Annotated in this window: 11 protein-coding genes, 1 tRNA gene and 1 pseudogene; 10 read left to right on the plus strand and 3 right to left on the minus strand. The window is 64.3% G+C overall.

Annotation, left to right across the window (positions count from 1 at the left end; all coding sequences use genetic code 11):
- The first annotated feature begins 50 nt into the window (after positions 1–50).
- The 5 genes from QZT59_RS09230 (at position 51) to QZT59_RS09250 (ending at position 4,951) form a co-directional block, all read left to right on the plus strand.
- Positions 51–1,124, plus strand: a complete 1,074-nt coding sequence (locus QZT59_RS09230; protein WP_290814634.1) for a succinylglutamate desuccinylase/aspartoacylase family protein — start codon at positions 51–53, stop codon at positions 1,122–1,124.
- 293 nt (positions 1,125–1,417) lie between these two features.
- Complete coding sequence (gene sdhC / locus QZT59_RS09235) at positions 1,418–1,843, plus strand: succinate dehydrogenase, cytochrome b556 subunit (protein ID WP_290814637.1); 426 nt, start codon at positions 1,418–1,420, stop codon at positions 1,841–1,843.
- Positions 1,843–2,208 carry a succinate dehydrogenase gene (locus QZT59_RS09240; RefSeq protein WP_290814640.1) on the plus strand — a complete coding sequence of 122 codons (366 nt, stop codon included), beginning with the start codon at positions 1,843–1,845 and terminating at the stop codon, positions 2,206–2,208. Before sdhC ends, QZT59_RS09240 begins: the two co-directional genes overlap by 1 nt.
- On the plus strand, positions 2,205–3,101 hold the full coding sequence (locus tag QZT59_RS09245; protein ID WP_290814642.1) for a succinate dehydrogenase/fumarate reductase iron-sulfur subunit: 897 nt from the start codon (positions 2,205–2,207) through the stop codon (positions 3,099–3,101). The genes QZT59_RS09240 and QZT59_RS09245 overlap by 4 nt, the downstream gene beginning before the upstream one ends.
- A 2-nt stretch (positions 3,102–3,103) precedes the next feature.
- On the plus strand, positions 3,104–4,951 hold the full coding sequence (locus QZT59_RS09250; protein ID WP_290814645.1) for an FAD-binding protein: 1,848 nt from the start codon (positions 3,104–3,106) through the stop codon (positions 4,949–4,951).
- A 51-nt stretch (positions 4,952–5,002) separates the two neighbouring features.
- Here the strand turns inward: QZT59_RS09250 and QZT59_RS09255 are convergent, their stop codons facing one another.
- The 3 genes and pseudogenes from QZT59_RS09255 to QZT59_RS09265 all read right to left on the minus strand — a co-directional run bounded on the left by QZT59_RS09255 (position 5,003) and on the right by QZT59_RS09265 (position 6,832).
- On the minus strand, positions 5,003–5,197 hold the full coding sequence (locus QZT59_RS09255; RefSeq protein ID WP_290814648.1) for a XapX domain-containing protein: 195 nt from the start codon (positions 5,195–5,197) through the stop codon (positions 5,003–5,005).
- A 166-nt stretch (positions 5,198–5,363) separates the two neighbouring features.
- The gene (locus QZT59_RS09260; RefSeq protein WP_290814650.1) at positions 5,364–6,170 is read right to left on the minus strand and encodes an HD domain-containing protein; all 807 of its coding nucleotides are present in this window, start codon (positions 6,168–6,170) and stop codon (positions 5,364–5,366) included.
- 225 nt (positions 6,171–6,395) lie between these two features.
- Positions 6,396–6,832 (minus strand): annotated as a pseudogene (locus QZT59_RS09265) (redoxin domain-containing protein).
- A 424-nt stretch (positions 6,833–7,256) separates the two neighbouring features.
- Here QZT59_RS09265 and tatA point away from each other — a divergent pair.
- From tatA to QZT59_RS09290, 5 genes are all read left to right on the plus strand, one after another.
- The gene (gene tatA, locus QZT59_RS09270) at positions 7,257–7,562 is read left to right on the plus strand and encodes a twin-arginine translocase TatA/TatE family subunit (RefSeq protein WP_290814653.1); all 306 of its coding nucleotides are present in this window, start codon (positions 7,257–7,259) and stop codon (positions 7,560–7,562) included.
- 16 nt (positions 7,563–7,578) lie between these two features.
- Positions 7,579–7,651 (plus strand) — tRNA-Arg (locus tag QZT59_RS09275).
- 580 nt (positions 7,652–8,231) lie between these two features.
- On the plus strand, positions 8,232–11,870 hold the full coding sequence (locus QZT59_RS09280) for an ATPase, T2SS/T4P/T4SS family (RefSeq protein ID WP_290814656.1): 3,639 nt from the start codon (positions 8,232–8,234) through the stop codon (positions 11,868–11,870).
- Complete coding sequence (locus tag QZT59_RS09285; RefSeq protein ID WP_290814659.1) at positions 11,867–13,924, plus strand: type II secretion system F family protein; 2,058 nt, start codon at positions 11,867–11,869, stop codon at positions 13,922–13,924. Before QZT59_RS09280 ends, QZT59_RS09285 begins: the two co-directional genes overlap by 4 nt.
- A gap of 1 nt (position 13,925) precedes the next feature.
- Positions 13,926–14,420 (plus strand): hypothetical protein, encoded by a 495-nt coding sequence (locus tag QZT59_RS09290; protein ID WP_290814662.1) that lies wholly within the window; start codon positions 13,926–13,928, stop codon positions 14,418–14,420.
- Positions 14,421–14,526: the final 106 nt, after the last annotated feature.

Consider the following 14,526-nt stretch of genomic DNA (forward strand, 5'->3'; position numbering starts at 1 on the left):
CGAGGTCCACGAGACGCACGATTTATAATAATCCCGGCGGATTGGACGATATGACCGACGCCGCGCCCCGCCGGGACGACCCGGACGAGTCGAGGGCGTTCACGTACGACGGCGGCCGGGTCGACCCCGGCGAGTCGGCGAACATCCGGTACGGCATCAGCGAGACGTACCTGGGTGACCCGATCCGGATTCCCGTCACCGTCGTCAACGGCGAGCATCCCGGCCCGACGATATTTCTCTCCGCCGCAGCCCACGGCGACGAACTCAACGGAATCGAGGTGGTCCGCGAGGTCGCCCACGACTGGGACCACGCCGACCTCCACGGCACGCTCGTCTGCCTCCCGGTGATGAACGTCCCCGGCTTCCTCGCGCAGGAGCGGTACCTGCCGATCTACGACCGCGACCTCAATCGCTCGTTCCCCGGCCGGGAGGATTCGACGAGCGCCAAGCGGATGGCCCACCGGATCTTCCGGAACTTCATCGAGCCCTGCGACTACGGCGTCGACTTCCACACCTCGACGCGCGGGCGGACGAACATGCTGCACGTGCGGGCCGACGTCGAAGTGCCCGAGGTCGAACGGCTGGCGTACGCGTTCAGCTCGAACGTGATTATCGCGGGCGAAGGTCCGGAGGGGACGCTGCGTCGGGAGGCGACGGCCGCGAACGTCCCGACGATCACCGTCGAGATGGGGGAGGCCCACCGCTTCCAGCGCGGCCTCATCGATCGGGCGCTCACCGGCGTCGCCAGCCTCCTCGCCGAGTTCGGCTGCCACCCCGATTCGTCCGTCCACTGGCCCGGCTGGCGGGTGGTCATCGAGGAGCCCGACGAAAAGACGTGGCTGCGCGCCGACGCCGGCGGCATCGTCGACATGAAGCTCGGCCGCGGCGAGCTCGTCCGCGAGGGGGAGGTGATCTGCACGATCACGAACCCGTTCAAAGAGGAAGACGACATCGTCACCGTCGAGGCGCCGTTCACCGGCCTCATCGTCGGCGTGCTGGAGAACCCCGTCGTCTATCCCGGGAACCCGCTCTGTCACCTCGTCGCGCTGGACGACGACACCCTCCACGCCCTCGAGCGAGAACTCGCCGAGTCGCTCCCCGTCTTCGGCGCGGACGAGGATTGAGGTGACCGGCGCGGACGAAACTCGAGGTGACAGACGAAAGCGTCGGCCGTAAACGGGGCCGTCCGCCGAAGATGCGGATCGTCGGCGGGCGATTTCGGACGGCCACCGGCCAGGGCGACCGTCGGTCGAGATCGTCCGCCGGCGACGTCGGTCGTCCGCCGGGCTGATCGACCGTCCACGTCGGCCGAACCGATTCGACCGCGTCGGGGCCTCGGACCCGGTCGCAATAGCGGAACGCGGCGCGGACAAAAGTAACTACTATACCAGCGGGGTCCAACCCTCCGAACGAGAACATGAGCCAGTCTTACAATCGCGGCCTCGTCGAGGACTTCGGCCGCTGGCGGGAGTTCTCGGCCGGCATGTGGGCGTGGATCTTCCACAAGTTCACCGGGTGGATCCTCATCGGCTACCTGTTCACCCACATCGCCGTGTTGAGCACGGCGATCACCGCGGCCGGTCAGTCTCCCGAGACGATCGCGGCGGGCGAGGACGTCTACACCCTGACGCTGCAGGGTCTCGAGAGTCTTCTGCTGATCAGGGCCCTCGAGGTCGGCCTCCTCGCCGTCGCCGTCTTCCACATCCTGAACGGCATCAGGCTCCTGATGGTCGACCTCGGCGTCGGCCTCGATGCACAGGACAAGAGCTTCTACGCGTCGCTGATCCTCACCGGCGTCATCACCGTCGCGAGCGTCCCGACCTTCTTCGGAGGTGGGTTCTGATGGCCGAACGGTACTCCTCGTTCGCCCCCGGCGGGACGGCGTGGCTGCTACAGCGGGTGACCGCGGCGTTTCTCATCGTCGTCCTCGCGTTCCACTTCTTCCAGTTGCACTTTCTCACCCACGCCTGGGAGATCGAGTTCGCCGGGACGCAGGCGCGAATGGAGAACGTCGGCTACGCGGCGGCCATGATACTCTTCCTGTGGGCCGCGGCGTTCCACGGCGTCAACGGCGTCTACAACGCGCTGGTCAACCAGGGCCTCTCCGGTACCCCAAAGAAGGTAGTGCTCGCAGTCCTAGTGCTCGCAGGTTTCGGGCTGGTCGCGCAAGGAACCTACGTGGCACTCGTCATGGGAGGGTTCGTATGAGTACTCAACAAGAACGAGCGGAACAACCCGAGAGTCAGGAAACGCCGGACGACCAGGGGATGAAGGGTGTCTCCTCGCCCCAGCAGGAACGCCTCCAGCGCAAGGACGAGCGGATGGCCGAGCGCGAGCGCGAGGAGGCCGCCAGGGAGGCCGACCTCGGCGACGACACCGTCCACATCAAGGTATTCCGCTACGATCCCGAGGTCGAGAGCAAGCAGGAGCCGCGATTCGACGACTTCCACGTCCCGTTCGAGAAGGGGATGACGGTGCTCGACGCGGTCATCTACGCCCGCGACGAGTACGACTCCTCGCTCACGTTCAGACACTCCTGTCGACAGGCCGTCTGCGGGTCGGACGCCTTCTTCATCAACGGCCGGCAGCGACTCGCGTGCAAGACCCAGATCTCGGAGCTCGACCAGCCGGTCCGCGTCGAGCCGCTCCCCCACCAGGAGGTCGTCAAGGACCTCGTGGTCGAGATGGAACACTTCTACGAGCAGATGCACGCCGTCGAGCCGTACTTCCAGTCCGAGGAGACGCCCGACGCCGCGGACCTCGAAGAGCAGCGACAGTCCCCCGAAAACCGCGAGAAGGTCAAGATGTCGACCCGCTGTATCTGGTGTGCGGCGTGTATGTCCTCGTGCAACATCGCCGCGGGAGACAACCAGTACCTCGGCCCCGCGGCGATCAACAAGGCCTACCGGTTCGCGATGGACGAGCGCGAGGAAGAGGAGATCAAAGAACACCGGCTCCGCATCGTCGAGCAAGAACACGGCGTCTGGCGCTGTCAGACCCAGTTCTCCTGTACGGAAGTGTGCCCGAAGGACATCCCCCTCACCGAGCACATCCAGGAGCTCAAGCGCGAGGCGGTCAAGAAGAATCTGAAATTCTGGTAACCATGCAGGAACACGACGTCATCGTGGTCGGCGCCGGCGGCGCCGGCCTCCGTGCGGCCATCGCAGCGCACGAGGCGGGCGCCGACACGGCGATCGTCTCGAAACTCCACCCCGTCCGCAGTCACACCGGCGCGGCCGAGGGCGGTATAAACGCCGCCCTCCGGGAGGGCGACGACTGGGAGCTCCACGCCTACGACACGATGAAGGGGTCGGACTACCTGGGCGACGCCCCGGCCATCGAGACGCTCGCCCAAGACGCCCCCGAAGACACGATCAGACTCGAACACTGGGGAATGCCATTCTCCCGCGAGGAGGACGGTACCGTCTCCCAGCGCCCGTTCGGCGGCCTCTCGTTCCCCCGCACCACGTACGCGGGCGCCGAAACCGGTCACCACCTGCTGCACACGATGTACGAGCAGGTCGTCAAGCGGGGCATCCAGGTCTACGACGAGTGGTACGTGATGAACCTGGCCGTCTCGGACGAGGCCGACCCGAAGGATCGAACCTGCCACGGGATCGTCGCCTACGACGTCCAGTCCGGCCGGATCGAGGGCTTCAAGGCGCACAACGGGGTCATCCTGGCGACCGGCGGGCCCGGCCAGGCGTACGACCACACGACGAACGCGGTCTCCTGTACGGGCGACGGCCACGCCATCGCCTATCGCGCCGGCGTTCCGCTGGAGGACATGGAGTTCATCCAGTTCCACCCCACGTCGCTCCCGTCGACCGGCGTCCTGATCTCCGAGGGCGTCCGCGGCGAGGGCGGCATCCTGTACAACGAAGACGGCGAGCGGTTCATGTTCGAGCGCGGCTACGCCAACAACGACGGTGAACTCGCCTCGCGCGACGTCGTCTCGCGGGCCGAACTCACCGAGGTCAACGAGGGCCGCGGGGTCAACGACGAGTACGTCTACCTCGACATGCGCCACCTCGGCTCGGAACGTATCCTCGACCGGCTCGAGAACATCCTCCACCTGGCCGAGGACTTCGAGGGCGTCGACGGTCTCGTCGAGCCGATGCCGGTCAAGCCCGGCCAGCACTACGCGATGGGCGGCATCGAGGTCGACGAGAACGGTGCCACCTGCGTCGACGGCCTCTACGCCGCGGGCGAGTGCGCCTGCGTCTCCGTCCACGGCGCCAACCGTCTCGGCGGAAACGCCCTCCCGGAGCTCATCGTCTTCGGCAAGCGCGCGGGCTACCACGCCGCCGGGAAAGATCTGGGCGAGGCCGAGATCGAGACGGGATACGGTGACGACGCCGAGGACGAAACCGGACCCGACGTCGCCGTCGAACTCGGCGAGGCCGGGCTCGATCCGAGTCCGGCGGGCGGCGTCGCCGCCGACGGCTCGGGACAGGTCGCCGACGCGGACGCCGTCCTCGAACGGGCCGTCGAAGCCGAGCGCGAGCGCGTCGAGTACCTGATGGGGAGAGACGACGGCGTCAAGCACGCCGACGTCCGTGCGAAGCTCCAGCGAGCGATGACTCGGGACGTCAACGTCTTCCGGACCGAAGAGGGCCTCAAACGGGCGCTCGAGGTCGTGCGCGAGTGTCGCGAAGAGTACCAGGACGTCTTCGTGGAGGATCCCTCCCGGACGTTCAACACCGACCTCCAGATGACCTACGAGACGCGGAACCTGATCGACGTCGCCGAGACGATCACCCTCGGCGCGCTCGTACGCAACGAGTTCCGCGGCGCCCACTGGCGCCAGGAGCGCCAGGAGCGAGACGACGAGAACTGGCTCAAGCACACGATGGTCTCCTGGAACGGCGGAAACCCGTCGATCTGGTACCGTCCGGTCATCCTCGAGGGCGAGGAGAAAGCCTACGAGCCGAAGATTCGCAGTTACTGACGCCCGAAATCCGGTTTCAACGATCGACTCCTCGACGACCGATTCCCGCCGTCAGGCGCCGACGATGTCGAGCAGGTCGACCCCCACGTCGAAGTGATCGACGATCTTGTAGCCGACGTAGATCCCGACGATCCCGAGCAGCCCCGGTAGCTCCGGCGGTGCGGGGATAGGGATCGTCAGAAATCGAAACAGGGCTCCGGTGAGCAGGCCCGTCAACAGCGCGAGTACGGCGAGTTGCGTCGACATCGAGTAGGAGTCGCGCGACCGGGTACAAAAACGATGCGGCGACTTCGACCGACTGGCCGGCGGGTGTCGACCGGAACGGCGAGACGAACGGCACCGATCGATGATGTAACACGATATCAGTATCGGTCGGGGCGACGCGCGGTTCGAAACCGGCACCGGGCGGCTGCTAGAGCTCGATTCGCTCGACGAGTTGCTCCCGATTTTCGTTCGTGTTGACCGCGACGATCCGGACGAGGTCTTCGAGTCCGGACCCTTTGAGCTTCGCCTTGAGCAGGTTGTCGACCTGGTAGACGCCCGCGGCGTTGGTCATCTCGATCTCCACGAGGACGGGTCGCGAGTCCCCCTCGTGGAGCGAGACCCGGTTGATAGCCTGGCTGGAGAGGGTGTTGATCCCGCGACCGCCCTGTTCGTAGGGAATGCGAGATCGACCGCGTTCCATGTCGAGCGCGTCGGCGACGCGAATGACCCCCGCCTCGGTCGTGAGCGGTTCGACCGGCGTGTGATGACAGAGGATGGCGTGCAGGACCTCTCCTTTCATCCTGACCGCGTCCGCGGTGTCGTAGAACTCCGGCAGGATCCGATCGAGGATGTCCGACGCGAGCGGAATCGAGTAGAACGCGTGGCGGTCGCGGTGGACGACGTGGCCGACGTCGTGCAAACTGGCTGCCAGAGCGACGATCACCGATTCGTCGGCCTCGGCGAGGCCCTGCTGGCGCGCGCCGTTGAAGTCGGCGTCGCTCGCCTTCAGCAGCTCGTAGAGCCGGAGCGCTCGATTTCGAACGATCGAGATGTGCTTCGGCCCGTGGTCGTTGTATCGCTTGCGCTCTACCGCGTTGACGTTCTGGGCGTCGAGGTACGCCTGGATCTCCTCGTCGGCCGCGACGAACGCCAAAACGTCGTTGAGTTTCTGGTCGGGGAACGGATGCTCCGCGTCGGGATCGTAGACCCGGCGGGCGTCCTCGGCGTCGCTCATACCGGTGGGTCGGCTGCCGGCGAGAAAAGCCCTCCGCCACTCGCCGACGGACAACTCGCCGACGAGCCCGCGCAGCCGACGGGCCCACGCAGTCGACGGGCGAGAGCTCGAACTCGCGCGAACAGCGGGCGACAGAACGGACGCGCGTAAACGGCGGGCGAGCGTAACCAGCGGGCGACAGGACGGACGCGCGTAAACGGCGGGCGACAGAACCGGTTCCCCTACTCAACGGGCGTCGGCGACGGCCGACTCCACCTCGTCGTAGTCGGGTTCGACCCCGGATCGTCGCTCACCCAGGCGTACGTGATCGTCCCGTCGCCGTCGACGACGAATACGGACCGCTTCGCGATGCCGTAGACTCCGAGTGACTCGAAGTCGGTGCGAACGTCGTAGGCGTCGACGATCTCCTTCTCGAAGTCGCTGAGCAGCCCGAACGAGAGATCGTTCTGGGTGCGGAACTCGTTCAGGGCGAACGGGGAGTCGACGCTGGTTCCGTAAACCGTCGCGTCGAGGTCGTCGAACCCGGAGAGTCGATCCTCGAAAGCGCACAGCTCCGCCGTGCAGACGCTCGTGAACGCTCCGGGAAAGAACGCCAGCACGATCGGCGCCTCCGAAGGGAGGCGTTCAAAGAGGGTGAACGATTCCACGTCTCCGGTCGCCAACGGCGCCGGACTTCACGGCGCCGCGTCGTCGACCGAAACCACCGTTTCGTGATCACGGGTGGCCGCGGATGATAGTTTCGTTCGCGGATGTACGGAGCTACAACCCACGTGAGAGTGGAGCTACCACCCACGTGGGCGGAAAATACCCCATCCGCGTAAGAGTGAAAAACGACCGACCAGACGTGACGAACGACGATGCGCCCGACGAGTCGAACCATCGACGGAGTCGGGACTACCGATCCCCCGCGGCACGTCGTGGAGTCGAATCCGCGTCGGAACATCACCTCACGATCGACCAACATTTCACACCTGGTTTCGTCGGAATCTATGGATACTACGTCTGAAACGCAGACATTCGGAATACTTTGCTCGTCCGGTTCGTCCATAAAGGTTATAATTGCCAGCCGGTAAGGCACGCATAGAGATGGTAGCCGAAATCGCACCGCTGTTCATCCCCGGCGCACCCGGGGGTCCGGAGCTCCTGATCATCCTCTTCATCGCGATCTTGTTGTTCGGTGCCAACAAGATCCCGAAGCTGGCCCGCTCGACCGGCGAGGCCATGGGTGAATTCCAGAAGGGACGGGAGAAGGTCGAGACGGAACTCGAAGAGATGCGCGAGACCGGAAACTACGAGACCGACGACGACGAGGAGGAGTTCGTCGACACCGAACCCGTCACCTCCGAGGAGGAGGCCGAGGCGGAGACCGAGACCGAAACGGAATCCAACTGATCGGTTTTTCGACCGCGGGCGTGTGGCCTAGCGGAGAGGGCAGGAGGTTCCTAACCTTCTGATCGCGGGTTCGAATCCCGTCACGCCCGCTATCGAACTGAGCGTCAGCGAAGCCGAAAACGGATCGTGCGGGATTCGAAGTAGACCGAGGTTCTGCGCGCTGGGCGAGCAGGTTCTCGGACGTGGTTCGAATTTCGTCACGCCCGTCGGAGCCACGAACGCAGGTGAGCGGCAGCGACGGGCGCGAGGGATTCAAATCGGGGAGGTCGCCGCTCGTGCTCGATGCGCGGCCAACGCGAAGGACGACCGGTGAAGCCGTGAGCGGTACGAAGCGAGCACGTCTTCGCGTCGTTCGAATCACCTCGCGCGTCCTCCGGCGAACGACGGTGAACACCGATGAAGAGACGCTCGGATGCGAATGATCGGAACCGGCCACGAGAGGGTTGGGAGAGACGTGAACGTACGAGGGATGAACATGGATCCGACCGCACATAAAATAAAAGTAACAGCGGCAAACTGATTACCAGTAGCAGGTGGCAGATTGAATGAGGGAACTGACGCGGGTACGGAATTCTGGCAGTCGGGTGGCGAGACCGTCGATTGACGGGGTTATCACAGGTGATAATTTGTGGATGAATTTTTTGAAGGGTGAGTGTTTGGGGGGTCTTAATGGCTATTGACGAGGCTGAACACGCCGACGCGTCGGGGTTTTCTGAAAGCGACGCGACAGGTTCGGCGCCGGACGACGAGGACACCCGGGAGCCGACGACCGGCTCCGACGTTCGCGTCGGCGCGTACACCTGGGCCGATTTCATGTCGGAGCACGGTCACGGATCCGAGGTGTCGACGCTCTACCCGCAAGGAACGGACTCCGCGAGCAACCAACTCGGACTCGACGCGGACGGGCGAGCGGGCGTTCCCCGGGGGGACGACTGGGATCGGGTCGAGTTCGACCCGACGGCGTACCTCGGCGTTCACCCCGACGAGCTGGAATCGGTGATCACGGAGACGTTGGCTCCGAACGCGAAGTACCTCTGGAACGAATTTCTGGAGCACGTCGATCCGGAGACGACCCCCGTGACGAAGGACGTCTACAGCTGGGAACACTACAAGTGGGAGTACTACTACGACGACGACGGGAGTCGGCCGCGAGCGAGAGATGGGAGCATCGATCGATTCGACGGCGAAGCGACGCTCGGGTTCGATCCAGACGAGATCGGCGCTCAGCTTCACGCGGCCGGCAACGCGGCGATGGCCCTCGACGAAGTCGTCGACGAGCGGACGGTCAACGTGAGCGATGAACTCGACGAGGACGAGTTCTTCACCACGGAGGACGGCAACACGACGGTCGTCAACCGCTACGACCTCGAGAAGGCGGTCCCGCTCGAAAAGAAGTGGCACTTTCAGGAATCCGAACGCTACTGGGTGAACAAACCCTACGCGTTCGTCATCATCTTCCACTCGGAGAAAGAAAACGAGAAGAAGTACTACGTTATCGAACCCTACTGCAACGAGATCGAGACGGAGCTCCAGACGTTCCTCTCCGGGAAACTGCGGACCGCGATCAAGTACTCCGAAGAGAGCGTCAAGACGAAGCAGAACGAGGACGGTCGACGGTCGGTCATCGAGCGCGAGACGAGGCGGTTGCTCAAACGGTACGATCTCTTCGCCGAGAGCAGCGCGAAGGCGGAACTGGGCATCGTCGATTCGTTCAGGAAATTCTTCGACGACGAAGACGGCGAAGACGGCGAAGACGGCGGGGACGGCGGGGACGCCGACGGACCGGCCCAGCTCGAGGGAATCGAAGTCCGCCCGGAGCCGGTCATCCTCGAGGAGGATCCGGACACGCTCAACGAGTACCAGGTCGAGAAACTGCTGTACCTCCTCAAACGAAACTTCATCGGGTACGAGCGAATCGACCCGATCAAACACGACATCAACGTCGAGGACATCTCCTGTGACGGCTACAACTCGCCGGTGTTCGTCTACCACTCGGAGTACGAGCAGATCATCTCGAACGTCTACCACGGCGAGGACGACCTCGACGACTTCGTCGTCAAGCTCGCTCAGCGGTCCGGAAAGGGTATCAGCAAGCGCCTTCCCCAGGTCGACGCGACGCTCCCGGACGGTTCGCGTGCGCAACTCACGCTCGGCAAGGAGGTCTCCGACCACGGGACGAACTACACCATCCGCCAGTTCAAGGACGTCCCGTTCACGCCGATCGACCTCGTCAACTGGAACACGTTCAGCCTGGACGAGATGGCGTTTCTCTGGCTCTGTATCGAGAATCACAAGAGCCTGATCTTCGCCGGAGGTACCGCGTCCGGGAAGACGACCTCCCTGAACGCCGTCTCGCTGTTCATACCCGCGAACACCAAGATCGTCTCCATCGAGGACACCCGCGAGGTCGAGCTCCCCCAGCGCAACTGGATCGCGTCGATGACCCGCCCGTCGTTCTCCGACGACTCAACGGGCGACATCGACGAGTTCGACCTACTGGAGGCCGCACTGCGCCAGCGCCCCGACTACATCGTCATGGGTGAGATCCGTGGCGAAGAAGGCCGGACGCTCTTCCAGGTGATGTCGACGGGTCACACCACCTACACCACGTTCCACGCGGACTCCGTCGACGAGGTGCTCAAGCGGTTCACGACGGACCCGATCAACGTCTCGAAGACGATGTTCACGGCGCTAGATCTGGTTTCCATCCAGACCCAGACGCGGGTCCAGGGCCGGAAGGTTCGCCGGAACAAGTCGCTGACCGAGATCAACCACTACGAGGCCGAGAACGACGAGATCAACGTCCAGGACGTCTACCAGTGGCAAGCCGAGACGGACGAGTACCTCAAGATGGGGGACTCGAACACCCTCGACGAGATCATGTTCGACAGGGGGTGGTCCCACGAGAAGCTCCAGGAGGAGCTGTTCAAGCGAAAGGTCATCCTCGCGTACCTGATCAAGAACGGTCTCAACACCTACGCCGAGGTCGCGGCAACGATTCAAGCGTTCATCAACGACCAGGAGACCATCCTGACGCTGATCGCGAACGGACAGCTCGAAAAGAGTCTCGACGACCTCCGGGAGATGGAGAGCGTCCTCATCGACGTCGATCAGGAGAAAGAAGAACTCGTGCCGCGCCCGGACGCCTCCTCCGAGACGTTCAACCTCTCGATGGACATCCTCGAGCGCGCCGAGGAATCGCTGTTCGAGGAGTATCGCGGAAAGGTTCCGAGCGGTCTGGCCAGCGCGCTCGGCGACGTCGAAACCGCCGATCAGGTCGATCTCGGTTCGGCCGAGGACGACGATCCGTTCGACTTCGACAACGCGTTCGACGCTGGAACCGAGATCGGGGACTGGGACGACGCCGACGATGCCGACGAGTTAACGTTCGACGAGCCGACGGATGCCGAGAGCGCAGCCGCCGAGGCACCGGCCTGGCTAGAGGACGAGACGGGGACCGATACGGGTGCGGCCACCGTCGGCGCAGGGACCGGTACGCACACGAGCTCGGAGGATGCAGCGGAGCGGCGACCGGAACTCGAGGAACCGACGACCCCCACGGATGCACCCGAACTCGAGGGGGGTATCGCCGAGACGGCGGGCGCGGAGGGCGAACTCGACGACGATGGACAGCCGGATACCCTCGAGCTCGAAGAACCAACACCGGAGACGGGCGAGGCGTCATCGACGGGGACGTCCGCGAGCGAGGCCGGAGCGGGCGACGACGGAGACGGGATCGAGAGCCTCTTCACGGACATGCGAGACACGCTGGAGGCCCTCGAGTCCGCAGATCCGATGACAAACGAGTCGACCGAGACCGGACCAGACGAGCGCTCCGGTTCGACGGCGTCGGATGCGGGCGGTCCGGACACATCCGACTTCGACGCGATGTTCCCGGAACGGGACATGGACTCGATCTTCTCCGACGGTTCGAGCGGCGATTCGAGCGAGCCCGAGTGGGACCTCGGAAAGCGAGCCCCGCCGAAGACGGACGACCGCAGCGGATGGAGCCCGGATGATACGCCGGAGGCAGACGACGAGGTCGCCGAGACGGGCGACGTCTTCGAGATGGACGACGGTGACGCGTCGGGCGAGGGCGACGCGGGTGACGACGTCGCCGGTTCGGACGGCGAAAACATCTTCGGGTCGAACGCGGAGTCCGTGTTCTCGGGAGAGAAATCCGAAGACGACGATGACGACGGGCCGATGTTCGGCGGCGAGTCGACGGAGGACTCGATATTCGGCGGCGAACCCGACTCGACGGCCGACGGGGAGGAGGCCGAGGGCGACGGGGAGGACGAAAAATGAGCCTCCAGCGGGGTGCCGACGTCGACGGTCAGTTCGGAGAATCGGACGCCCTGGGCGACGCGTTCTATCCGCTGTACGCCCGGCTGTTCAGCGGGGACAGCCAGTTCGTGGCCGACGTCGAGACGAAGCTCGCGCAGGCCCGGATGACCGACACGGTCGAGATGTACCTCTCCCGGGCGCTGGGGATCGGGTTCATCAGCGGCGTCGTTCTCTGGATCCTCGGGCTGTTGATCGGCTGGGCGCTGTTCGGGACCGGCCTGATCGAAGTCGAAACCATCCTCGGCGTCCCGATGTCGAACGAGACGTTGCTGGAGCTCTGGGGTACGTTACGGATCCCAACGCTGATCGTCGTCTGCGGGATCGTCTTCGGTACCATCGGCTTCGCGCTCGGCTTCGGCTCGCTCGTGGCGGTCCCGTACTCGCGGGCGTCCGCCCGGAAGCGCGAGATCAACATGCTGCTGACCGACTCCGTCTCGTTCATGTACGCGCTGTCGGTGGGCGGGCTCAACCAGCTCGAGATCCTTCAGGCGATGGCCGAAGCCGACGACACCTACGGAGAGGTCTCGAAGGAGTTCCAGAGCATCGTCAACGAGACCGAGTACTTCGACACCGACTACCGGACGGCGATCCGCAACCAGGCGATCGAGACCCCCAGCGACGAACTCTCGCAGTTTCTGACCGACATGCTCTCGATCGTCAACAGCGGCGGCGACATGGAGAGCTTCCTGCAGGACAAGAAGGAAAAGCACATGCGGACGGCCAAACAGCAACAGGAGCTCACGCTCGAGACCCTGGAGCTGTTCGGCGAGATGTACATGACGCTGTCGCTGTTCCCGCTGTTGCTGATCATCATCCTGGTGATCATGCAGATGATCCCGGATTCCGACGTCTCGAGCAGCATGCTCTTCATCGCCGTCTACGCGCTGATCCCCCTGACCGGGATCGGCTTCATCGTCCTCGTCTCGACGGTCAAACACGACGAGGTCGGGGACGGCTACCTGGACGCGGACGGCACGCACGATCGACTCGAGGCGACGCACGATCGGGGACTGCTGGACCTCGGGCTGGTCGAACAGTTCACCGGCGAGCACAGCGTCTTCGACCGGATCAAAAACCGGGAGGGGACCCACGAGACGATGGAGGTGCTCCAACGACCGCACCACTTCTTCCGGGAACAGCCGCTGTACACGCTGGCGCTGACGGTTCCGGCGGCGCTGGTCGTCACGGCGACCGCGATGGTGAGCGGCTCGGCGCCGACGTCGTGGGACGGCCTGGTCGACAATCCGGTCTGGGGGACCTTCATCTACGTCTACCTGCCGGTGTACATGACCCTCGTCCCCCTCGCGGTCTTCTACGAGTGGAACGTCCGATCGCGCCACGCCGTCGTCGGCACGCTCTCTGAGGACCTGCGGAAACTCTCGAGCGCCAACGACACCGGGCTGACGCTGCTCGAATCGCTCAAAGCCGTCTCGGACACGACGACCGGGAAACTCGCGAACGAGTTCGAGCAGATGCACACGAAGGTCAACTACGGGATGAGCCTGAAGGAAGCGATGATCGAGTTCAACAACTCCTATCACATCCCGCGGCTCGCCCGGACCGTCAAGCTGATCGCGAAGGCCCAGGAGGCCTCCAACCAGATCTCAGACGTCCTGCGCACGGCGGCGCGCGCGAGCGAGAACCACGACGACATCGAGCGCGACCGCAAGTCTCGCACCCGAATGCAGGTCGTGATCATCATCATGACGTTCATGACGATGCTCGCCGTGATCGCCATCTTACAGACCCAGTTCCTCGAGACGATGTCCGGGCTGGAGGTCGAAGGCGACGCCGACGCCGGCCAGGCGGCCGGCGGACCGGCCGGGGACGCCGACTTCAGCGAGAACGTGGACGTCCCCCAGATGTCGCTGCTGTTCTTCCACGCCGTGACGATGCACGCCATCCTCTCGGGGTTCATCAGCGGCTACATGCGAGACGCCAACCTCATGAGCGGGCTGAAATACGTGATCGTCCTGTCGTCGATCGCCCTCGTCAGCTGGTCTCTGGTCGCCTAACATGAGCCGCCACGACCCTCCACGCACGGTGTCGATCGGCCTCGAGGAGCGCGGCCAGACGGTCCAGGACTTCGCCGTCGGGATCGGTATCTTCATCCTGGCGGTCGCCTTCGTCTTCTCGTTCGTTCCCACGATCATCTCGCCGTTCGCCGACGGCGGCGGCGCCGAGACGGCCCAGGCGGACCGGATCGCGGCGACGATCGTGGACGATCTGGAAGAGGGTGAGCCGAACCACGTAGATCTGGACGAGTTCGACGATACGTACAGCGAAGAGAGTTACGATCTCGTGGATAAGCTTGGATTGCGCTCGTCCGACGGCCACGCGTTCGACCGCGTGAACATCACTGTGACCACGATCGGGGAAGAGGACCCGACGGTCGACCTGTCCGGTGGCGATGAGTACGACGACCAGGTCGGCGCGAGCGCGACCCGCATCGTGACAGACGTCGACGGCGACTGCGACCCCGCCTGTAAGATCACCGTGAGGGTGTGGTAACAATGAGACGAACCAGATCCACCGACGACGACCGCGGTCAGGCCTTCACACTCGAGGGGTTCATCGGCGCGATCGTCGTCCTGACGGCCGTGCTGTTCGCCCTCCA

Source organism: Halovivax sp. (genome assembly GCA_007119345.1).
Lineage (GTDB): Archaea > Halobacteriota > Halobacteria > Halobacteriales > Natrialbaceae > Halovivax.